Annotated in this window: 21 protein-coding genes; 15 read left to right on the top strand and 6 right to left on the bottom strand. The window is 33.8% G+C overall.

The annotated features are described in order from the left end of the window. Positions 1 to 88 precede the first annotated feature (88 nt). The 7 genes from NGI30_RS08280 (at position 89) to NGI30_RS08250 (ending at position 9,594) form a co-directional block, all read left to right on the top strand. Positions 89 to 844 carry a DeoR/GlpR family DNA-binding transcription regulator gene (locus NGI30_RS08280; protein ID WP_251943318.1) on the top strand — a complete coding sequence of 252 codons (756 nt, stop codon included), beginning with the start codon at positions 89 to 91 and terminating at the stop codon, positions 842 to 844. Then, a complete protein-coding gene (pfkB, locus tag NGI30_RS08275) occupies positions 841 to 1,764 on the top strand; it encodes a 1-phosphofructokinase (RefSeq protein ID WP_251943315.1) in 924 nt (307 codons plus the stop codon). The genes NGI30_RS08280 and pfkB overlap by 4 nt, the downstream gene beginning before the upstream one ends. A gap of 2 nt (positions 1,765 to 1,766) precedes the next feature. Beyond that, a complete protein-coding gene (locus tag NGI30_RS08270; protein WP_251943313.1) occupies positions 1,767 to 3,734 on the top strand; it encodes a PTS fructose transporter subunit IIABC in 1,968 nt (655 codons plus the stop codon). 289 nt (positions 3,735 to 4,023) lie between these two features. Further along, complete coding sequence (gene nagA, locus NGI30_RS08265) at positions 4,024 to 5,184, top strand: N-acetylglucosamine-6-phosphate deacetylase (protein ID WP_251518931.1); 1,161 nt, start codon at positions 4,024 to 4,026, stop codon at positions 5,182 to 5,184. 272 nt (positions 5,185 to 5,456) lie between these two features. After that, positions 5,457 to 6,806, top strand: a complete 1,350-nt coding sequence (locus NGI30_RS08260; RefSeq protein ID WP_251518933.1) for a hemolysin family protein — start codon at positions 5,457 to 5,459, stop codon at positions 6,804 to 6,806. A 212-nt stretch (positions 6,807 to 7,018) separates the two neighbouring features. After that, positions 7,019 to 7,858 carry an aldo/keto reductase gene (locus tag NGI30_RS08255; protein WP_251943312.1) on the top strand — a complete coding sequence of 280 codons (840 nt, stop codon included), beginning with the start codon at positions 7,019 to 7,021 and terminating at the stop codon, positions 7,856 to 7,858. Positions 7,859 to 8,520: 662 nt separating this feature from the next. After that, positions 8,521 to 9,594 carry a glycosyltransferase family 2 protein gene (locus NGI30_RS08250; RefSeq protein ID WP_251943310.1) on the top strand — a complete coding sequence of 358 codons (1,074 nt, stop codon included), beginning with the start codon at positions 8,521 to 8,523 and terminating at the stop codon, positions 9,592 to 9,594. 187 nt (positions 9,595 to 9,781) lie between these two features. Here NGI30_RS08250 and NGI30_RS08245 read toward each other — a convergent pair whose 3' ends face one another. From NGI30_RS08245 to queC, 5 genes are all read right to left on the bottom strand, one after another. Further along, positions 9,782 to 10,036, bottom strand: a complete 255-nt coding sequence (locus NGI30_RS08245) for a GlsB/YeaQ/YmgE family stress response membrane protein (protein WP_251518939.1) — start codon at positions 10,034 to 10,036, stop codon at positions 9,782 to 9,784. Positions 10,037 to 10,095: 59 nt separating this feature from the next. Next, positions 10,096 to 10,689, bottom strand: a complete 594-nt coding sequence (locus NGI30_RS08240) for a hypothetical protein (protein WP_251518941.1) — start codon at positions 10,687 to 10,689, stop codon at positions 10,096 to 10,098. 322 nt (positions 10,690 to 11,011) lie between these two features. Then, complete coding sequence (gene queE, locus NGI30_RS08235) at positions 11,012 to 11,728, bottom strand: 7-carboxy-7-deazaguanine synthase QueE (protein WP_251518943.1); 717 nt, start codon at positions 11,726 to 11,728, stop codon at positions 11,012 to 11,014. Next, on the bottom strand, positions 11,721 to 12,146 hold the full coding sequence (queD, locus tag NGI30_RS08230) for a 6-carboxytetrahydropterin synthase QueD (protein ID WP_251518945.1): 426 nt from the start codon (positions 12,144 to 12,146) through the stop codon (positions 11,721 to 11,723). Before queD ends, queE begins: the two co-directional genes overlap by 8 nt. A gap of 1 nt (position 12,147) precedes the next feature. After that, on the bottom strand, positions 12,148 to 12,822 hold the full coding sequence (gene queC / locus NGI30_RS08225) for a 7-cyano-7-deazaguanine synthase QueC (protein WP_251518947.1): 675 nt from the start codon (positions 12,820 to 12,822) through the stop codon (positions 12,148 to 12,150). 255 nt (positions 12,823 to 13,077) lie between these two features. Here queC and NGI30_RS08220 point away from each other — a divergent pair, with 255 nt between their 5' ends. From NGI30_RS08220 to ltaS, 7 genes are all read left to right on the top strand, one after another. Then, complete coding sequence (locus NGI30_RS08220) at positions 13,078 to 13,665, top strand: anthranilate synthase component II (protein WP_251518949.1); 588 nt, start codon at positions 13,078 to 13,080, stop codon at positions 13,663 to 13,665. After that, the gene (pabB, locus tag NGI30_RS08215) at positions 13,656 to 14,798 is read left to right on the top strand and encodes an aminodeoxychorismate synthase component I (protein WP_251943308.1); all 1,143 of its coding nucleotides are present in this window, start codon (positions 13,656 to 13,658) and stop codon (positions 14,796 to 14,798) included. Before NGI30_RS08220 ends, pabB begins: the two co-directional genes overlap by 10 nt. Next, positions 14,798 to 15,406, top strand: coding sequence for an aminotransferase class IV (locus NGI30_RS08210; protein WP_251518960.1), 609 nt, complete (start codon positions 14,798 to 14,800; stop codon positions 15,404 to 15,406). The genes pabB and NGI30_RS08210 overlap by 1 nt, the downstream gene beginning before the upstream one ends. Positions 15,407 to 15,485: 79 nt before the next feature. Beyond that, positions 15,486 to 15,632 carry a hypothetical protein gene (locus NGI30_RS08205; protein WP_251518962.1) on the top strand — a complete coding sequence of 49 codons (147 nt, stop codon included), beginning with the start codon at positions 15,486 to 15,488 and terminating at the stop codon, positions 15,630 to 15,632. 67 nt (positions 15,633 to 15,699) lie between these two features. Beyond that, positions 15,700 to 16,407 (top strand): 5-oxoprolinase subunit B family protein, encoded by a 708-nt coding sequence (locus NGI30_RS08200; RefSeq protein WP_251518964.1) that lies wholly within the window; start codon positions 15,700 to 15,702, stop codon positions 16,405 to 16,407. After that, positions 16,395 to 17,399, top strand: a complete 1,005-nt coding sequence (locus NGI30_RS08195) for a 5-oxoprolinase subunit C family protein (RefSeq protein ID WP_251518966.1) — start codon at positions 16,395 to 16,397, stop codon at positions 17,397 to 17,399. Before NGI30_RS08200 ends, NGI30_RS08195 begins: the two co-directional genes overlap by 13 nt. Positions 17,400 to 18,327: 928 nt before the next feature. Continuing rightward, positions 18,328 to 20,268, top strand: coding sequence for a polyglycerol-phosphate lipoteichoic acid synthase LtaS (gene ltaS, locus NGI30_RS08190; RefSeq protein ID WP_251943306.1), 1,941 nt, complete (start codon positions 18,328 to 18,330; stop codon positions 20,266 to 20,268). A gap of 315 nt (positions 20,269 to 20,583) precedes the next feature. On the opposite strand, the gene NGI30_RS08185 is transcribed toward ltaS, so the two are convergent. Beyond that, positions 20,584 to 21,402: a ZIP family metal transporter gene (locus NGI30_RS08185; protein WP_251943305.1), complete on the bottom strand. Its 819-nt coding sequence runs from the start codon at positions 21,400 to 21,402 to the stop codon at positions 20,584 to 20,586. Between the two features lie 111 nt (positions 21,403 to 21,513). On the opposite strand from NGI30_RS08185, the gene NGI30_RS08180 reads away from it, so the two are divergent. After that, positions 21,514 to 23,397 carry an ABC-F family ATP-binding cassette domain-containing protein gene (locus NGI30_RS08180; protein WP_251518972.1) on the top strand — a complete coding sequence of 628 codons (1,884 nt, stop codon included), beginning with the start codon at positions 21,514 to 21,516 and terminating at the stop codon, positions 23,395 to 23,397. The last annotated feature ends 1 nt before the right edge of the window (position 23,398 follow it).

The following is a 23,398-nucleotide window of genomic DNA, read 5'->3' as shown; positions in this document are numbered from 1 at the left end:
AAATGATTGATTTTGATTGTTTTTGATAAAAAGTGATTGAAATATGAAAGCGGATTCATTATAATGAATTTGAAGATGAGGTGAAACGATGATTTCAGAAAAACGACAAAGTTTAATCTTAAATGAATTAGCGAAGAAAGACTTTTTAACTTTGAATGAATTAGTAGATAGAACGCATTGTAGTGCTTCAACGGTTAGACGTGATTTATCTAAGTTACAACAGATGGGGAAACTTAAGCGTGTGCATGGTGGTGCAACTTTGAATCAAACTACAGTGTTTGAACCTAATTTAGCAGATAAACGGAGTACAAATATTAGAGAAAAACAAGAAATAGGTAGGTTAGCTGCACTTCAAATAAATGATAACGATTGTGTCTATTTAAATGCCGGTTCAACGACACTTGAAATGATACCTTATATTACTGCGAAAGATATTATCGTTGTAACTAATGGTTTAACACATGTAGAAGAACTATTAAAGCAAGGTATTAAGACGTTGATGATTGGTGGAGAAATTAAATCAACAACGCTTGCCGCAGTTGGTGCCAGCGCACTATCTACTTTAAATCGTTACCGCTTTGACAAAGTATTTATGGGAATCAATGGTATTGATTTAAAGCATGGATTGACGACGCCTGATGAACAAGAAGCCCTTATAAAGACTCATGCTATTGAGTTGGGTTCACAGATATTTATATTAGCAGATTATTCAAAGTTCAATAAAGTTTATTTTGCCCAAGTTTCACTTCAAGAAGATATAGAAATTGTAACTTCTAAAAAGGCTGTTGCAACAGTACAACGAGATTATTTTGAAAAATATCAATTTACGGGGGAAACAATATGATTTATACCGTTACTTTTAATCCATCGATAGACTATATCATGGTGTCAGAAGACTTTGAGTTGGGTAGGTTAAATCGCGTTACAGATACGCAGAAATTCGCAGGAGGTAAGGGAATTAACGTATCGCGTGTATTGAAAACATTAAATGTCCATTCGACTGCATTAGGTTTTGTTGGTGGGTTTCCGGGACAATTTATTATCGATACATTACAAAATGCATCAATTGCAAATAATTTTGTGCATATTGATGAAGATACACGGATTAACGTCAAACTTAAAACACAGGTTGAAACAGAAATAAATACACCTGGCCCAACTGTTAGTCATGAGCAATTTGAAACATTATTAAATCAAATGAGAAAAACGAAAGAACATGATGTTGTCATTGTTTCAGGTAGCGTCCCAAAGAGTATACCTGATGATGCGTATAAACAAATAGCTCAAATCACATATGAAACAGGTGCGAAGTTAGTAGTAGATGCGGAAAAAGATTTAGTGAAGTCTGTATTAGAATATCAGCCTTTATTTATTAAACCGAACAAAGATGAACTCGAAGATATGTTTGATACGACGATTAAATCAGATGAAGAAGTGATTAAATATGCTCGACAAATTATAGACCAAGGTGCACAGTCAGTCATAATCACGCTCGGTGGTGCAGGTGCAATTTACGTTGATCATAAAAATAGTTATAAAGCTGAAGTGCCTATAGATAAAGTGATCAACACAGTTGGTGCAGGAGACAGCACAGTTGCAGGCATGGTTGCAGGTTTAGAATCAGGTCTTTCAATCGAAGAATCATTTAAACAAGCAGTGGCTTCGGGATCAGCTACAGCGTTTAACGATGATTTAGCAACATATCAATCTATATTAGAAGTTAAAGACAAAGTTACAATTAGCGCATTAGATGGGAGTGTATAAACATGAGAATTACAGAATTATTGACGCAATCAACCATTGCGATGGATTTATCTGCAAATGATAAAGATGGTGTTATTGAAGAATTAGGGAATCAGTTAAATCATGCAGGAAAACTTAACGATGTTAAAGCTTTTAAAGAAGCGATTCATAACCGTGAAGCGCAAAGTACAACAGGTATTGGTGAAGGGATTGCTATTCCACATGCCAAAGTAGCTGCAGTTGATTCACCAGCGATAGCATTCGGTAAATCTAAAAAGGGCATCGATTATCAAAGTTTAGATATGCAACCTGCACATTTATTCTTTATGATTGCTGCGCCAGAAGGTGGTGCTCAAACGCATTTAGATGCACTGGCGAAACTCTCAGGTATTCTTATGGATGAGCATGTTCGCGCACAATTATTAGATGCTAAATCTCCAGAGGAAGTATTACAAATTATTGATAAAGCTGATGATGAGGCAACTGAAGATGAAGAAGCAGAACAACAAGCTTCAGCTACAACCAATGCTTCTTCAACGGAAGAAACTGATAAAGATGAACCATACATTTTGGCTGTCACAGCTTGTCCTACTGGAATTGCGCACACATATATGGCACGTGATGCTTTGAAGAAACAAGCAGAAAAAATGGACGTTAAAATAAAAGTCGAAACAAACGGTTCAGGTGGTATCAAAAATCACCTTACAGATGAAGATATAGCACGTGCTACAGGAATTATCGTAGCAGCTGATGTACATGTAGATACTGATCGATTTGATGGAAAAAATGTTGTAGAAGTGCCAGTGGCTGATGGTATTAAACGTCCTGAAACATTAATAAATATGGCACAAGATCGTTCTCGTAAACCATTTGTTGCAAAAGGAGATAGCCAAAGCAGCTATACTGAAAGCAATGAGAAACAAAGTGTCGGAAAAACAATTTATAAACATCTCATGAATGGTGTTTCTAATATGTTACCGCTCGTAATAGCAGGTGGTATCATTATGGCACTTGTATTTATTATAGGTCCAAACTCTTTTGATCCAAAAAGCTCTGAACATAATGCTTTCGCAGAACAATTATGGAATATCGGTAAAAACAGTGCATTCTTACTTATTATACCAGTGCTTGCGGGTTACATCGCTCGAAGCATCGCGGATAAACCTGGTTTCGCTGCAGGTTTAGTTGGTGGTATGTTAGCAGCCAATGGTGATTCAGGCTTTATTGGTGGTATTCTAGCTGGTTTCTTAGCTGGTTACTTAACTCAAGGTATTAAAAAACTTGCGAGTTATTTACCACAAGCATTGGAAGGTTTAAAACCGACATTAATTTATCCCGTATTTTCTGTTCTAATTAGTGGATTACTAATGATTTATGTCGTTAACCCACCTGCATCATGGTTAAATAATACATTACTTAACGGTTTAGATAGTTTATTTGGCTCTAACATCATGTTATTAGGATTAGTTATCGGTGCAATGATGGCAATCGATATGGGTGGTCCTTTCAACAAAGCCGCATATGTCTTTGCGACTGCAGCTTTAACTGAAGGTAATGCAGCGCCAATTACAGCAGCTATGATTGGAGGAATGGTACCTCCAATGGCTATTGCAACTGCGATGTTAATTTTTAAAAAGAAATTCACGAAAGAGCAACGAGGATCAATTTTACCAAACTATGTTATGGGACTCTCATTTATTACAGAAGGTGCAATTCCATTTGCGGCAGCTGATCCTTTAAGAGTGATTCCTTCAATGATGGTTGGTTCAGGTGTAGCTGGTGCGATTGCACTTGGATTAGGTTCAACAATACAAGCGCCTCATGGTGGTATCTTTGTAATTATTGGTACGAACATTAACCATTTAGATCATATTTTGTCAGCGCTAATAGCAATTGTAATTGGTTCAATTGTTTCAGCAATCATTTACGGTGTACTTAAACCTAAAGTAACTGATAATGAACTTGACGCTTCAAAGTCAATGAATGAATAATATATAATGTAATAATTAACACTTTACTTTATAAAAATAGAGAATGATGCAGAAATCGAATTTTTCTAATAGAGATTTCGTAATCCCACCTAATTTACAAAGAGGCTGAGATATTTTTTATCCCAGCCTCTATTTTTTTATTTTCTAAAAATGAAGCACGTTTAGTGGATTTTCTAACTATTGTCATATATTTAACATAAACATTTGAATATAATATGTAGGTTAATTTTGATAAACTGATAAAGTAGGATAAACATAATTAAATTAACATATAAAGAAGGTAAGTATAATGTCTAAATATGTTTTAATCAATGGATGTATATATACAGAAAGAGAAAAAATAGATAAAGGTTATGTCATTATAAAAAACGGCAAAATTGCTGGTTTAGGTAATGGTAACTATGAAGGTGAGCTCGAGACATATGATATGAAAGGGCGACACATCTTACCAGGATTTATTGACATGCATATTCACGGTGGTTATGGAGAAGATGCAATGGATGGGTCGTTTGACGGACTGAAACATTTATCTGAATCGCTATTGTCTGAAGGTACAACAAGTTATGTACCTACGACAATGACTCAATCCGAACAAAACATTAAAGCGGCATTAAAAAATATTGCCGATTATCAGTCACAACAAGATAGATATCAAGCAGCTGAAGTAGTAGGTGTCCATTTAGAAGGTCCATTTATTTCTGAACATAAAGTAGGAGCTCAAAATCCTAAATATGTACAAAGACCAACCGTAGAAAAACTGCAACAGTTTCAAGAAAGTGCAAATAACCAAATCAAAGTTATAACCTTTGCCCCAGAGGTCAAAGGTGCTTTAGCGTTATTACAATCATTTAAAGATAAAATACGTTTTTCGATCGGTCATAGTGTGGCGACGTTTGAAGAGACTAATAAAGCGGCACAAAATGGTGCTAGACATGTGACGCATTTATACAATGCAGCTACGCCATTTGAACATCGAAAGCCAGGCGTGTTTGGCGCGGCGTGGACGAACGATGATCTTCATACAGAGATCATTGTTGATGGTGTGCATTCACACCCTGCAGCTGTCAAAATTGCTTATAAACAAAAAGGTAATAGTCGATTTTTCTTAATTACAGATGCGATGCGAGCGAAAGGCATGCCTGAAGGTGAATATGATTTAGGCGGTCAAAATGTGATTGTTAAAGGCACTGAAGCACGGTTAGAATCAGGTGCCTTGGCTGGTAGTATATTGAAGATGAATGACGGTTTAAATAACTTAATCAATTATACTGGCGATTCATTAGAAAACTTATGGAGAGTTACGAGTTTAAATCAAGCTAAAGCACTAAAAATAGATGATAGAAAAGGGAGTTTAAAAGTTGGCAATGATGCAGATATCGTTGTGCTAGATAATGATATAAATGTGCAATTGACAATTAAGTCAGGTAAAATGCATCATTTTTCAAAATAATACTAATGTTAAATTTAACATTTAGATTGTTAAAACATTAATGGAATTGTATATTTACGATTTATTAGTAATATGAATAAAAAAGATTCTGAAATATAGAATAGTCGTCTTAAATATGGTAGAATAAAAATCAATATGTATTTTTAGGGAGGTGTTACAATGGGAAGGATTTAGTAACTTTAATGATGACTTGGAATAACGATCAATATAATGAACGGTCACCTATTGTGACACAAAAATTTGGAGGTGAATCCCTAGAAATAGGGAATTAATTGGAAACTGCGACCATAATAAATTTAGTAATATTTTTTCTATTAATAGCGTTAACTACTGTCTTTGTTGGCTCGGAATTTGCTTTAGTAAAGGTTCGATCTACGAGAATTGAACAGTTAGCTTCAGAAGGAAATGGTAATGCCAAAGTTGTTAAAAAGATGACGAAGAACTTGGATTACTATTTATCTGCCTGTCAGCTCGGGATTACGGTAACTTCTCTAGGATTAGGTTGGTTAGGTGAACCAACTTTCGATAAGTTATTACATCCTTTGTTCGAATTATTACATCTACCTCAAGCTATCACTACGACGATTTCATTTGTTCTAGCGTTCATCATCGTTACGTACTTACACGTAGTTCTTGGGGAATTAGCACCGAAGACTTTAGCAATTCAACATACAGAGAGATTAGCACTATTATATTCTAGACCACTTTATTATTTTGGATTCGTGATGAAACCATTAATATGGTTAATGAACGGTTCAGCAAGACTGATTATCCGTATTTTTGGTGTAGACCCGGATGCAAATAATGATGCAATGTCAGAGGAAGAAATAAAGATTATTATAAATAACAGCTACAACGGTGGAGAAATTAACCAAACCGAGTTAGCTTACATGCAAAATATTTTTTCTTTCGATGAGCGCCATGCTAAAGATATCATGGTGCCACGAACACAAATGATTACGTTGAATGAACCATTTAATGTTGATGAATTATTAGACACAATTAAAGAACACCAATTCACACGCTATCCTATTACTGAAGATGGTGACAAAGACCATATTAAAGGCTTTATCAACGTTAAAGAATTTTTAACGGAATATGCTTCAGGTAAACAGATTAAAGTAAGCAATTATATTCACGATTTACCTATGATTTCTGAAACGACACAGATTAGTGATGCATTAATTCGCATGCAACGTGAACATGTGCATATCAGTTTAATCATTGATGAATACGGTGGTACAGCCGGTATATTAACAATGGAAGACATCTTAGAAGAAATAGTAGGTGAAATCCGTGACGAGTTTGATGACGATGAAGTAAACGATATTGTGAAATTATCTGATGATAAATACCAAATTAATGGACGTGTATTACTCGACGACTTAAACGAACAGTTTGGTATTGAATTTGAAGACTCTGAAGATATTGATACGATTGGTGGTTGGCTACAAGCCCACAATACAAACTTACAGCAAAATGACTATGTAGATACTGAACATGATCGTTGGGTCATTTCTGAAATAGATAATCATCAAATTATTCATGTTATTTTAAAATATGAGTTTAACGATACGCGTCCGACACCTGAAGAAGATGAGGAAGACGAATCAAACGATTAATAAATGTTTTATACGAAATAATATAAATGCTAAAACTGAGACGTGTAATAACGTCTCAGTTTTTTATTTTCGTTTCTAAGCTTAAAGGTATATTTTTATTTTTGAGCATAATAAAATAGATATAATACTGTTCACATAGAAAGTCATATGAATTGTGAAAAAAGTTTATTTGATCAATATATTTTAGGAAATATGTAGAAAGGGGATTACCTATGATTGAAGATATATATTATTTAAATAACGGTTATCCAATGCCAAAAGTAGGACTAGGTGTCTATAAAATCTCTGAAACAGAAATGGAAACAGCAGTAATGCATGCTTTAGAGGTAGGGTATCGTGCTTTCGATACTGCTTATTTTTATAATAATGAACAAGCTTTAGGTCAAGTACTATCAAAATCAGATGTTTCACGTGATGACTTATTTATTACTTCAAAATTATGGAATGATTATCAAGGCTACGACCAAACAATTGAATATTTTAATAAAACACTAAATAATTTAGATACGGATTATTTAGACTTGTTTTTAATTCATTGGCCATGTGAAGAAGATGGATTATTTATTGAAAGTTACAAAGCGATGGAGCAATTATACAAAGAAGGAAAAGTACGTGCTATTGGGGTGTGCAATTTTAAACAACACCACTTAGAACAACTGATGGATGAAACGGAAATCGTACCAGCTGTAAATCAAATTGAGTTCCACCCATACTTTAACCAGTACAAACTACAAAAGTTCTGTGATAAACATGATATTGCAGTAACTGCTTGGATGCCATTAATGAGAAATCAAGGCTTATTAGACGATCCATTAATTACTGATTTAGCTAAACGCTATGATAAAACACCTGCGCAAATAGTATTGCGTTGGCATCTTGCGCATAATCGCATTGTCATACCTAAATCTAAAACACCAGAACGTATCGAAGAAAACTATAATATTTTTGATTTTAATTTAGAATTAACAGATATAGCTGAAATAGATAGTTTAGACAGAGGTGCTAGACAAGGTAAAGACCCGGATGAAGTAAGAATAGGCACATTAAAATAGTAAGCAGTGTATTTTTAATATAGTACCAATGCTTTATAGCCGATGATATCTTCGTAAGAAGGTATCATCGGTTTTATTATATATAAATACTTAATAAGTACCGACTCCTGAGAGGAAAGCACGGGCCGAAGACTCCAGGTAGAGACAGTACCTTAGGAAAGTGAATACATTTTCCAAGGTAAAAAATATAAAAGTTAAAATAAATAGAAGATAAATCTTTAAATGAAAATGTACCGACTCCTGAGAAGAAAGCACGGACCGAAGACTCCAGGTAGAGACAGTACCTTAGGAAAGTGAATACATTTTCCAAGGTAAAAAATATAAAAGTTAAAATAAATAGAAGACAGATCTTTAAATGAAAATGTACCGACTCCTGAGGGAATAGCACAAGCCGAAGACTACAGGCTGAGGCAGTGCCCTAGGAAAGCGAGTACATTTTCCTAAATATATAAGGTGAAATATAGTTTGAAAAGCATTTTTAACAAAATAAAGATTTTAATTGCGACCTTAGTCCGATTTATTGGGAAACAAGTTTAATTGAAGAATGTAAAGGCTATATAAAAATTATGTAAAATTAATTGCTATAGATAGCATTATCATGCAGTAACTTGATAAAGTAATATAAAGCAATAAAGAAGTAACTAAAATGAAGGTGTTAAGGAATGCAATTAAGAGTAATCATACCTTGCTATAACGAACGTGAAGTTATATTAAAAACGTATCAACGATTAACTGAAATTTTATCAGAAGACAGCCAACAACACCACTACAATTATGACTTGTTATTTATAGATGATGGTAGTAGCGATAATACTATTAATTATATACAAGATGTGGCAAATAAAGACCAACACGTTAAATTCATTTCATTTAGCCGTAATTTCGGGAAAGAGTCAGCCATGATTGCAGGTTACCAACATAGTAGCCATTGTGATGCAGTCGTTATGATTGATGCAGATTTGCAACATCCACCAGAATTAATTCCTCAAATGATTGAAGGTTATATGGATGGATATGATCAAGTTATTGCAAAAAGAGACCGAACAGGCGAAAAGAAATCTCGTAAATTATTAACAAGAATTTATTATCGAGCAATCAACTACTTTGTAGAAGATATTAGACTTGAAGATGGTATTGGAGATTTCAGATTATTAAGTAAAAGAGCAGTAAATTCTTTAACTGACTTAGATGAATGTACGCGTTTCTCTAAAGGACTTTATGCTTGGATTGGCTATAATACGAAAGTATTTACTTATGAAAATGTTGAAAGAGAAGATGGTGACTCCAAATGGTCATTTGGTAAGCTGTTAAATTATGGTATAGATGGACTCATTTCATTTAATACAAAACCATTACGTATGATGATTTATTTAGGGATGTTTGTTTCATTTATCAGTTTGTTATATATAGTATTTATTTTAGCTGGTATTATTTTACACGGTGTCAAAACACCAGGATACTTCTCTACTATAGCAGCTATACTTATGTTAGGAGGAATCCAATTAATTTCAATTGGTGTTATCGGTGAATATATCGGACGTATTTATTATGAAGTGAAAAAACGACCTAAATATATAGTTGAAGCATCCAATTTAAACAAACAGTCATACCAACAATCAAGAGATGAAAGAGAAAGAGATTACCACACTTCAATTACTAATATTAATCAAAAATATTATCAACATGAAATAAAACAACAACCTGTCGAGGAAAAGAAATTAGTCAATCATAAATAATTTAATAAGAGCGAGATGCAAGCATCTATTAAATATAGAAGTTTGCATCTCGCTTTTTTAGTTCTAAGATAGTTATGGACTGAAAATATATTGTTTTTAATTCCTTGTTTCATTAGAAAAAAAGAGATAGATTCTAGTAAAAGAATCTATCTCTTTCATAATAATATTTAGTTAAACGTATGTCCCATTATTTTTTCTTGTGAATTAATCCGAACACAAGTGAAACAAGTGCAACTAAAATAATTGTTCCGATTAATGCAGGGAATACGTGAATACGGCCGATTTCCCAGCCCCATTGACCAAATAGTTTAGAACCGATGATTGAACCGATAATACCTGCAATGATATTACCAATAATACCACCAGGAATATCTTTACCTAGAATTGCACCAGCAATCCAACCAATTAATCCCCCGATGATTAACATAAGAATAAAACCCATGGTATAACCTCCTTAAATAATATGATAATCATTATATACCACGAAATGTTATAACATAATCAATATTTCTTTGAAAAGAGCTTTTGCCAATATATATATAATAAAAATATGATATGAATAAATAATAATATGTACCAGTAAGGTGTTAAGATAATCATTACTGTAAACGAGATAATAATAAGTGTATGTCCAACGTACAATGGTGCTTTAATACGATTGATTAATTTAAAATATTGCTTTTCTTCTGGTTTGAAAGTGCTATAAAGAAGAATTATAAAGCCTAACATAAATATCGTCGGTGAAAAATAGGGCGCTGACATATAATAGGAATCTTGGCTCGTACCATAAATAAGCAAGAGTGATAAACTAAAAATAATTGAGATAATAAACGCCATATATTTATGTTTGTTAATAGTTGCTGAATGAATAGTTTTATCAATATAAATATGCAAAATGGTCCAAATTAACAATTGAGCTACGGTGCATATAGTTATGTAATCTTGTTTCTCTGCAAAAAAGAGATTGATAAAGGAATTGATAGTAATTGCAATAAGAATAGAGCTGAACTTAAGTTGTGTAAATTTCTGACGATATAAATCTAAACCTAAAATGATAAATACCACAGCAATGTTTATGATAATAAATTGTAGCATGATGCTCTCCTAACCAATGTACTTCATTCCAATATTATATCAATTAAAATAAAGATATTCATTTGATAACAACTCATAATTTATAATTTTTGAAAGGGAAATGTGTAATATTATTGTTTTTGTATTGTTCGTGTTATTTTAAGTTGTTAAAAATAGAAGTGTTAGCATTACCCATACCTTTTAAACATAAAAAATAGGAGTGGAACAGGAGCGAAATTTCTAAAATAGATTTCGTACATCTCAGCTAGTTGAAAAAAAGTCTGAGACATTTTTTGTCTCAGACTCCATTCTAAATAAGTGAAATATATTTATAGTATCGATACTAGACCCCTTTTTTATTACTCCATAGTAATGTATGCAATTGAGGTAAGACGTATACATTATTCATATCACTGCTTTGCATTACTCGATCAATCAACGATTCATAAAGTGATAATAGTTTTTCTGTATGTGAATCGATATGGTCATCCTCAAGATAAGGATTGCCCACTTGTAAGTAAAATGGTATTTCTGGATAACGATGGTGTATCATTTTAGCGAAATCATAATCAGTTTCATCGAAAACCACGACCTTTAAATTCAATGATTCAGGTACACATTCTTCGATAACTTCATCTAATAATGGTAAATTAGGTTTCATCATAGAGCTTGGTGGTTTCGGACTGATTGTTAAGTCATCTATTTGTCGCATCCACGGTTGGAATTTACTTCCTTGTGTTTCGAGAGCAGTTTTTATATTCTTTTCTTCAAATAAATCAACAAGGGACTGGATACCTTTAATTAAAGCAGGATTACCTCCTGAAATCGTTACGTGATTAAATGTGTCACCAGCGATTTCATATAGTCTTTCATAAACTTCTTCAGCTGTCATCATACGGATATCTTCTTTGGCACTGCCATCCCATGTGAAACTTGAATCACACCAACTACAACGATAATCACAACCCGCAGTTCGGACGAACATCGTCTTACGTCCAATTACACGTCCTTCACCTTGGATTGTAGGACCAAAAATTTCTAATACGGGAATCTTACTCATTATTGTGCTCCTTTGGTCGATAAATGACATAACTTGTTGGTGTTTCACGAAGGTATACTTGTAGGCATTGCGGTTTGTTGGGTCTTTGGTCTAAATCTTGTTGAATCATTTCATATATTGTTTGTGCCACGAGTTCAGTTGAAGGAATCTTATTTTCAAATTGTGGCAAATCATTTAGTAAATAATGGTCGAATTGACCGTGTACCAACTTTTTAAGTTCACTGAAGTTTGCTAAGAAGCCGTTATGATCTAAAGTATCACCTGCAATAGTCAAATTCACAAAGTAAGTGTGTCCGTGTGTACGCATACATTTACCTGCATCTTCATTGGGGATATAATGTGCGGCAGAGAAGTTGAAATCTTTGTTCAGTTCGAATTGGTAAGGATGCGTTATGCTCGGATAATGCTGTTGAAACATATTATCGTACTCCTTTTTCTTCTAAATAGTCATTTAAGCCACGTGCTCTCAATTTGCAGGCTGGACATGTGCCACAACCATCACCCACGATGCCATTATAACAAGTGAGTGTATTGTATCTAATATAGTCTAGTACGCCGAGTTCATCACTGAGTGCCCATGTTTCTTTCTTGTCGAGCCACATCAGCGGCGTATGAATAACGAAATCTTTATCCATTGAAAGTGAAAGTGTGACATTCATCGATTTAATAAAGCTATCTCTACAATCTGGATAGCCTGAAAAATCTGTTTCACATACACCTGTAATAATATGTTTCGTGTTAGTTTGATATGCTAAAGCGCCCGCAAATGATAAGAATAGTAAATTTCTTGCTGGTACAAATGTATTTGGTACGCCATCATCGTTTTCTTCTATATCCATGTCATGTTGAGTTAGTGCGTTGGGCGTGAGTTGTGATAATAAAGACATGTCTAATACATGATGTTTAACGTTTTGCTCTTTGGCAATTTGCTTTGCAACTTCTATCTCGCTATCATGTCGTTGTCCATATTCAAATGTAACTAACTCTACTTCGTCAAAATGTTTCTTTGCCCAAAAAAGACAAGTCGTACTATCTTGACCGCCACTAAAAACGACAATGGCTTTATTGTTGTTTAATGTGTTTTGTTGCGTCATATTTGTTACTCTCCTTCAAATTTAAACTCTCTAGCTTTCCTGTGAATGACTATGACGCCTAAAAAAACGTCTATCTCTATAAAAAGATAGACGTTTTTGGGTGTCTAGTTTTTTATAGAGGGTGTGAGCTAGGAACCTCTGATACGATGTAATTTTACTTGGATAAGAATAATATATTTGTATTGTAAAATCAAGCTAATCTTTGGGATAATATAAAGCAATCCTAACTAATTACGAATTTATTGAGGTGACACAATGATATTAATGATTGATAACAAAGATTCGTTCACCTATAACATTGTCGATTATATTAAACGATCAACTGATAAAGAATTACGCGTAATCGATGTTGATGAAGTGAATAGTGATTTAATAAGTAATCTTTCCCCTGAGGCATTAATTATTTCACCTGGTCCTGGAACTCCGTCTGAGTATAGCAATATGTTACATATATATGAGACGATTCCAGAACGAATGCCTATTCTAGGAGTATGTCTTGGTTTCCAACAACTTGTATACTTTTTTAAAGGGGATATTATACATAACAAGAAACCGGTACATGGTCACACAACGTGCATTCATCATAATAACGAAGGCATTTTCAAAGGTTTACCACAAGGGTTTAAAGTAATGCGTTATCATTCTTTAATGGCTGATTCTGAAACCTTTCCACGTGAACTGAAGATTACAGCAAAGAATGAGGAAGGGATCATTATGGCATTTGAACATCAGTCAAGACCAATATATGGCGTTCAATATCATCCAGAGTCGATATTAAGTGACTATGGCATAGAACAATTCCAATTATTTATTGAACAAGTGGAGGGCGTGTTATGCGAATAGAGTTTAATTATCGATATATGTTAGATGAGGTACGTTATGAGTCATATTGCTATCATTTCACACAATGTGAAGACAAAAAGATAGCTTACCAATTAGAACAAGTCGGCGAGGTCGTTGCATATGCGGAACGTCAACAGCAGATGGGTAATTTTGTAGTATTATATTTACCATACGAAGCTTCGACATATTTTAATTCGCAAATGGCTACCATGCAGTTGAATGAAGGTGAGGTGTACGCGGCAGCTTATACGTTTAAAGAGGCTGAGCCAATGGATGCTTCTTCATCTCCAGATAAATTTCACAAACAATGTAACTTCGAATTTCAATTGTCTAATGACCAATTGATACGTCATATACGCACTGTTCAGGAAAATATTAAAACCGGCAATACATATCAAGTGAACTATACGACGCGCTTAACTGATAAAATCCATGTACCGATTGCTCAACTTTATGAAGCTTTACAACGTAAGCAACATGGGCATTACGTATCACTAATAGATACAGAAGAATTACAAGTAGCTTCATTGTCTCCAGAATTATTTTTTCAACGTGGACCGTTTAAAGGTGAGGTAGACGTGATTGTGAGTAAACCGATGAAAGGTACGATGCCTAGAGGTAGAACGAAAGAAGAGGATATAACGCATTTCAATCAACTTGAGACATCTTCAAAAGACAAAGCAGAAAATGTAATGATTGTTGATTTATTACGCAATGATATTGGGCGTATAGCTAAAACGGGAACAGTGAATGTTTATAAAATGTTTAATATTGAATCTTATCCCACTGTCTATCAGATGACAAGTATGGTTGCCGGGCAAGTTGAGCCTCATACGAGTTTATTGCAAATACTTACCGGTTTATTCCCTTGTGGTTCTATTACTGGCGCACCTAAAGTCAATACGATGAAATATATTAAAGCGTTAGAACAAGTGCCAAGACGTATTTATTGTGGGACAATAGGGTTAATGAAACCGGATGGTAAATCAATTTTTAATGTACCGATTCGCACGATTCAGTATGTTAATCAACAAGCCGTTTATGGTGTAGGATCTGGTATAACGATTGATTCGGTTCCCGAAAGAGAAGTTGAAGAATTTAAAGATAAAACCAAAATATTGGAGAGTATATAATGGATCTATTTGAAACGATGCGGTTAGAAGATGGAATTTTTAAGAGAATTCAGTTTCATACGAAACGTATTCAACAATCAAGTCGTAATTTGGACATAAACTTTAACCTTGAACAATGGAACCAATTGCTTAATCGTATTGCAGAGGAATATCCTAAAGGTGTTTATCGCGTGAAGATAATTTTAAAGCAAAATGGCAAATTTGATTCAGTTATAGCAGATTTACCAGATAAAGCATTATTTAGTGCTCAATTACAAAAGTTGCCGAAAAATATACCTGAAGCGGTTTTGACGAACAAGACTACAAACCGTGCCCATTTATCTCATCAACACCTAACGGATCTCATTTTATTATATGATGCAAATGGTAAAATTTTAGAGTTTGATATTGGTAATATATTAATTAAAGAGCATGACCATTTCTATACACCTACATATAATAAAGATATGTTGAAGGGATGTATGCGACAGGCTTTAATTGAACAAGGTAACATATATGAACGTGATTACGATGTTGACTCTTTTAAAGAGAAATATAAGCAAAATGAGATACAAGTGTATTTGATAAATAGTTTGCGAGAGGTTGCCGACGTGAAGATTTATATATAAAATGAATGTCATAACAAGTAATGAAATAAATGATTTTATTATATTTTAGAAAATGAGTGATATCAATGATGTTGGTTGTATGGTTAATGTTAATGGTTGTAATGATTATCTTAACGCGTCGGTTGATCAAACCACTATTACAACAAAAACGGGTTCGTTTGGTGCAGTTAATCGTTACAATAAGTTGTATCATCCAATTCATCATTATCTATTTTGTGGTCAATGAAATTATACATTATCTAGTCAAAGGTTTAGATGTGTTTTATCATGAGTAACTATTATGAGGTGAAACAATGAAGATATATAGCCAGGGAGACCAAGCGATTGTCGTTTCGATAGAGAAAGAAGTTTCTAGAGGTCTGACTGAAGATTTATTAGCGTTAAGAAAGTATTTAAATAGCAAAAAATTTCCATTTATAACTGAAATTGTGCCAACAGAATCTGATATGATGATTTGTTACGATGCGAGAGATATGATTAAGCATCACAATATTCAATCTCCGTTTCTATATATGAAAGCTTTGATACAGTCTATCCAGTTTGAAATTAAACATGAAGATACAACAATTATCCCTATAGAGATACCAATAGTATACGGTGGCGAACAAGGGCCTGATATCAAAAATTTATTATCATACTATAAAATTTCATTTGATCGGTTCGTAAAGTTACATTCAGAAAAGATATATTTCGTCTCAATGATGGGTTATACACCAGGATTCCCATATTTAACAGGTATGAACAAGAAATTATTTGTCAATCATACTGGAAAGCATAAGCGTTTTATTCCGGCTGGTTCAGTTATTATTGAAGGTAAAAAGACAGGTATAACGACGACTGATACATATGGAGATTGGTTAGTTATCGGTTATACACCTATACGATTATTTAAACCTGAAGAGAAGGATTTTACCACTTTAAAACTAGGAGATAATATCGTATTTAAACCAGTTAAAGCAGAGGATATCGATTTAGGAGGCTTTAAACCATGTCAATTATAATAGAAGATGCGGGCTTGTTTTCGAGCTTCCAAGACTTCGGTCGTGTAGGCTATGAACATGATGGTGTCATCCCGGGCGGGGCAATGGATTTTCTATCTCATGAAATAGCCAACAGACTAGTAGCAAATGACAAGCACGAAGCAACGTTAGAAATGACAAATAATATGGCACGCATCCGATTCACAGAGTCTACTTTAATCGCTTTAAGTGGCGGTAGCTTTAAAGCTGCAACACAAGATATGACCATTTTACCTAACAAACTCTATTTAATGGAGAAAGGTGATGTACTACGATTTGTTGAGACGAAGCGTACATCGAGAGTATATCTTGCGATTGGCGGAGGCTTCGAACTTGAATCGTGGTTAGGTTCAACTTCGACGGATTTTAATTCTAATATCGGCGGTTTCCATGGACGTAGATTAAAGAACGGTGACGAAGTGAACATGAAACGTAGCTATACAGAACGTCATATTAAACTGTTCGAAAATCTAGAACACGAACGTCAAACTGACTGGGGTATAGACGGTTATGCTTTATCATTTAATTATATGTCTGATGTATTTCATGTAATTAAAAATAAAGGTACTGAAGATTTCAAAAAAGATGTCATTCATCGCTTTACATTTGGAGAATATAAAGTGACAAGTAAAGCAAATCGTATGGGTATGTATTTAGAAGGTACTTCAATTAAAGCTTACTATGATGATATGCCATCACACCAATCAGTTCAAAAAGGAACAATCCAAGTAAAAAGAAATGGCACACCAATTATATTGTTGAATGACCACTATACCTTAGGTAGTTATCCTCAAATTGGAACGATTGCGAGCTACCATTTGACGAAGCTAGGTCAAAAGCAACAAGGCGCTAAGCTAAAATTTCAGTTTATTGACGTTGAAGAAGCGGAGAAAAATTTAGTTAAATATTCTAACTGGTTAAACCAACTGTTTCACGGTATAGAATATCGCATGCAATTAGAAATGTTAAAATAATAACTTTATTTAGTTATTTTAAAGTTTTTCCTGGGTTTTACCGTATTTTTTTGCAATGGATTTACAATGTTAGCGTTTACTTTAAAATGTGAAAACGCATCTCAAATTTAACTCAAATTAGAAATCAAACCTCATTATCTTTATTTTATTCAAGAAGAGTAAAGAATGAGGTTTGATTTTTTTATTTTTAAAAAAGTTATCATGAATAGGGTTATAGGATATTGGAAATTATTTGACGTATATAAGTCTCTAGTCTGATTAATTTATTTTGAGATTCACGTACAATAAATAAGCATCTTATTGCTTAAAGATATATTAATAACCAATTAACAATACTCTGATGTGAAAAGGTATTTTTGTAAAAAGTGACTTTTTACTTGAAATTTACCAAGTTTTCCTTTATATTAGTTAATTGAGTAATGTGCGTTTTGTTACATTCGTATTACAAGATAACAAAGAATGTAAATAATATATTAATTAGTAAAACGTATGTGTTGTGACATTAATATTGCCACAACAACTAGGGGCTTGACATAACGTACAAATATGGATCTCTTACTTAATTAAAGAATAAACTTTAGTTGTATGAAAGCACATTTTAATGGTGAAACTACAACCCATTCAATAAATAGTTATGGTCCGATTTGTTAAGCGATTATGTTCTTAACCTCTCAATTTGTAGAAGAACTTATGATATATAACGACGATTAAAAAAGAGAAAGTAAGCGAAATTCAAGGAATCTATCACAGTGTATTGATAAGTTTACAATGGATTTCACATCTTAATGTATGTACCTTTTGTCATTAACGTACCAATGTATGTATATAACATTAGCCAATAGAATTTGTTAATCGTAACTTGTCACATATTTTCTAAAAGGGATAGATATTTTCTAACCTATATAAATTAATAATGGGGGAAACAAACATGAGTACACACAAAAAGAAGTTAACTCTTTTTGCGTTTTTTATACTGACTGTGATAACAGTTACTTTGAAGACGTACTTTGCATATTATGTTGATTTTTCTTTAGGTGTTAAAGGTTTAGTTCAAAATTTAATATTACTGATGAATCCATATAGCTTAATTGCTTTAATCTTAAGTATTTTCTTATTCTTTAAAGGTAAGAAAGCGTATTGGTTCATGTTTATCGGCGGATTCTTACTTAGTTTCTTACTATATGCCAATGTTGTTTATTTCAGATTCTTCTCTGACTTCTTAACATTTAGTACATTAAACCAAGTAGGGAACGTTGATTCTATGGGTGGCGCCGTTGGTGCATCATTTAAATGGTACGACTTTGTTTATTTCTTAGATTCAATCGTTTATCTATTTGTATTGATTTTCAGACAAAAAAGGTTAGATAAACGCGTATTCAGTAAGAAATTCGTACCAGTCATTATGGGAGCATCAATCGCGTTATTCTTCCTGAATTTAGCATTCGCTGAATCAGATAGACCACAATTATTAACACGTACATTTGACCATAAATATTTAGTTAAATACTTAGGGCCATTTAACTTCACAGTTTATGATGGTGTTAAAACAGTACAGAACAAACAACAAAAAGCACTTGCTAATGAAGATGATTTAACAAAAGTATTAAACTACACAAAACAAAAACGAACAGAACCTAATAAAGAATATTTTGGTGCAGCTAAGAAGAAAAACATCATCAAAATTCACTTAGAAAGTTTCCAAACTTTCTTAATTAACAAGAAAGTAAATGGTGAAGAAGTGACACCATTCTTAAACAAACTTTCTTCAGGTAACCAAGACTTTACGTACTTCCCTAACTTCTTCCATCAAACTGGACAAGGTAAAACATCAGATTCAGAGTTTACGATGGATAATAGTTTATACGGATTATCACAAGGTTCAGCGTTCTCATTAAAAGGGGATAACACATTCCAATCATTACCAGCTATTTTAGATCAGAAACAAGGCTACACATCTAGTGTTATGCACGGTGACTATAAGACATTCTGGAACCGAGACCAAGTGTATAAACACTTTGGTGTAGATAAATTCTACGATGCAACATACTATGATATGTCACCAAACAACCTTGAAAACTTAGGTCTTAAAGATAAAGAGTTATTTAAAGAATCAGCGGATTATTTATCAAAAGAAAAACAACCGTTCTACAATCACTTAATTACATTGACAAACCATTATCCATTCACATTGTCACCAGATGATGCAACTATTGATAAACCAAATACAGGTGATTCAACAGTTGATGGATATATTCAAACAGCTAGATATTTAGACGAATCATTAGAACAATTCATCACTGAACTTAAGAAAAAAGGTTTATATGATGATTCAGTAATTATGATCTACGGTGACCACTACGGTATTTCTGAAAACCATAACAAAGCTATGGAAAAATTATTAGGTGAAGATATTACACCAGCGAAATTCACAGACTTAAACCGTACTGGTTTATGGATGAAGATTCCTGGTAAACAAGGTGGCATTAACGAAACATACGGTGGCCAAGCCGATGTAATGCCAACACTATTACACTTATTAGGTATTGATTCTAAGAACTACTTAATGATGGGTACTGATTTATTCTCTAAAGAACATAACGATACAGTACCATTCAGAAATGGTGACTTCGTAACGAAAGACTACAAATATGTTAACGGTAAAATCTACGACAACAAGACAAATAAACCAGTGACGAAGAAACCTAAAGACTTTGAAAAACGTAAAGAACAAACTGAAAAAGATTTAGAAATGAGTGACTCAGTACTTAACGGAGACTTATTCAGATTCTATAAAAATCCAGACTTCAAAAAAGTACAACCGTCAACTTATGAATACAAAACAGGTCCAAAAGGATCAGAAAAGAAATAAAGAGTGCTACTATTAAATAATTTATTAACAAAACTCTAGTAGCACCTCGGCACAGTTGACTAGTACTGAATCGAGTTTGATTAAAACGAAGATTCAGAACAGACAACCACTGCCAAGAGCGGAAATCAAAGACAAAGTGACAGGGACGAAAAGCCCTGTCGCTTTTTTAATTTTTTAAATACCTAAGGTATTATACACATAATCTTAAATGTATAATAAAAAAGAGCCACGCAACAAACCTTCCAAAGGTCCTGTTGCGTGGCTCTTTAATATTTAGGTTTAAATAATTCGTTAATGAACGATATAGATGAATCTTTATCCTAATGCGACATCTAATACCATCATAATAGTGAAACCAACCATCAAGCTTAAAGTAGCTAAATCGGTATTATTACTTGCTTGTGAGTCTGGTATAAGTTCTTCTACAACTACGAATATCATAGCACCAGCTGCAAATGCGAGTGCGTAAGGTAACATAGGTGTGATAACTAAAACAGCCGCTGCACCTATTGTCGCAAAGATTGGTTCAACAATTGCTGAAGCTTGACCGTAGTTAAATGCTTTCCATCTGGAAGCACCTGCTGCACGTATTGGCATAGAGAGTGCAGCACCTTCAGGAATATTTTGAATTCCGATACCAATGGCTAAACTTAAAGCACCTAATAGCGTTGCTTGACCATTACCTGACACCACTCCACCGAAAGCGACACCAATAGATAAACCTTCGGGAACATTATGCAGTGTAATCGCCAAGACGAGCAAGGTGTTTTTGTTTAATTTTTTTGTGCCTACACCTTCTTGATATTGACTTGAATCTTGTGTGTTAGGGTGGATATGTGGAATGACTAAGTCTAATCCACGAATAAATAATCCTCCTAATAAAAATCCAATTGCTGCAGGTAGCCATGGTATTGCAGAATGTTTACCATATTCGATTGCAGGTTGTAATAACGACCAGAAACTAGCAGCGATCATAATTCCAGCGGCGAAACCTTGCATAGAATTGAGAACCTTGTCATTGATGCGTCTGAACATGAACACGCCAGCTGCACCTAAGGCTGTCAGTAACCAAGTAATAATACCTGCGATTAAAGCTTGTACATATGGAGGTAGATTTTGGAAAAATTCCGACATAAGTCTGTCTCCTTTGTATCATTTCATTTCAAAAAGGTGTATAATACATAGAACTGAATTAATTTTACCAGAAAAATATATAATTTTCGATATTAAAAAGGATGTTGAACGATGGAAGCATATAAAATAGAACATTTACATAAATCTTATGCCGACAAAATAATATTTGATGATTTGCATCTATCGATCTCAGAAGGTGAACGGATTGGTTTAGTGGGCATTAATGGAACTGGTAAAAGCTCTCTATTAAAAGTCATCGGCGGATTGGATATTGACTTTGACGCTGATATAAACCATCCCAATTCATATCGCATACGTTATTCTTCTCAAAAACAAGAATTTCATGAAGATATGACAGTATTTGATGCAGTATTAAGTTCAGAAACGAAAACGCTAGATGTTATTCGTACTTATGAACATGCAGTTAATCAGTACAGTGCTTCACAAACAGAACAGAATTTCAACAAGATGATGCAAGCACAAGAGGCTATGGATGCTCATCAAGCTTGGGATTACAGCTCAGAAATTAAGACGATATTATCTAAACTTGGTATTAAAGATACAAATAAGCAAGTGAATGAATTATCTGGTGGACAGAAAAAACGCGTAGGTTTAGCAAAGACACTGATTGAACAACCCGATTTATTGTTGTTAGATGAGCCGACAAACCATTTAGACTTTGAATCAATTAATTGGTTGATTAATTACGTGAAACAATATCCGCATACAGTAATGTTCGTTACCCATGATCGTTATTTCTTAAATGAAGTGTCTACTCGGATTATTGAACTTGATCGCGGAAAGCTCAAAACTTACCCAGGTAATTATGAAGCTTACATCGCACAACGTGCTGAAAATGAACTCATCGAACAGAAACAACAATCGAAACAACGTTCTTTATATAAACAAGAATTAGCATGGATGCGTGCAGGGGTTAAAGCGCGTTCTACAAAACAACAAGCTCGAAAAGACCGCTTTGCTGAATTGGAGCAGGACGTAAAGAACCAATCAACACAGGATAAAGGTTCATTAAACCTGGCTTATTCTCGATTAGGAAAGCAAGTATTTGAATTAGAAGATGTATCTAAAAGTATTCAAGGTAAAACATTATTCGAACACATCACTCAAATTATTCAAAATGGTCAACAAATTGGTATCGTGGGACCGAACGGTGCAGGTAAGACGACATTATTAAACATTTTGAGTGGGGAAGATCAATCATTTGAAGGTAACTTAAAAATAGGTCAAACTGTTAAAGTGGCTTATTTTAAGCAGACCGAGGATAGACTAGATAGAGACATTAGAATGATTGATTATTTACGTGAAGAAAGTGAAGTAGCGAAAGAAAAAGATGGTACTTCAGTTTCTATAACGCAATTACTTGAGCGTTTCCTATTTCCTAGCTCAACACATGGAAAGAAGATTTACAAACTTTCTGGTGGAGAGCAGAAACGGCTCTATTTACTAAGACTACTCGTACATCAACCTAATGTATTACTCTTGGACGAACCGACAAACGATTTAGATACTGAAACTTTAACAATATTGGAAGATTATATTAGTTCATTCGGAGGAACTGTCATTACCGTAAGTCACGATCGTTATTTCTTAAATAAAGTAGCTCAAGAGTATTGGTATATACACGATGGTGTGATGGAACGTATCATCGGTGACTTTGAAGATTATCAAAGTTATAAAAGTGAACAAGAACGTGCGAAAGAACAACAAAAACAACAGCAACAACGTGTACGTCAACCACAACAACAAAAGAAGAAAAAAGGTTTAACATATAAAGAAAAACAAGAATATGAAACAATTATTGAACGCATCGATGAAACAGAGCAACAATTAAAACAAGTTGAGAATGATATTTTAGAAGCAAGTTCTGATTACGCTAAAGTGAAAGAACTTACAGAATTACAAGAACAACTTAACGAAACATATGAGAATGATATAATGAGATGGACTGAATTAGAAGAATTAAAAGAACAATGAG

Origin of the sequence: Staphylococcus sp. Marseille-Q5304 (assembly GCF_943737015.1) — a bacterium.
In the GTDB taxonomy this organism is placed as follows: Bacteria; Bacillota; Bacilli; order Staphylococcales; family Staphylococcaceae; genus Staphylococcus; species Staphylococcus hsinchuensis.
The sequence above is the reverse complement of the archived record's forward strand: the minus strand, read 5'-3'. Positions and strand labels throughout refer to the sequence as shown.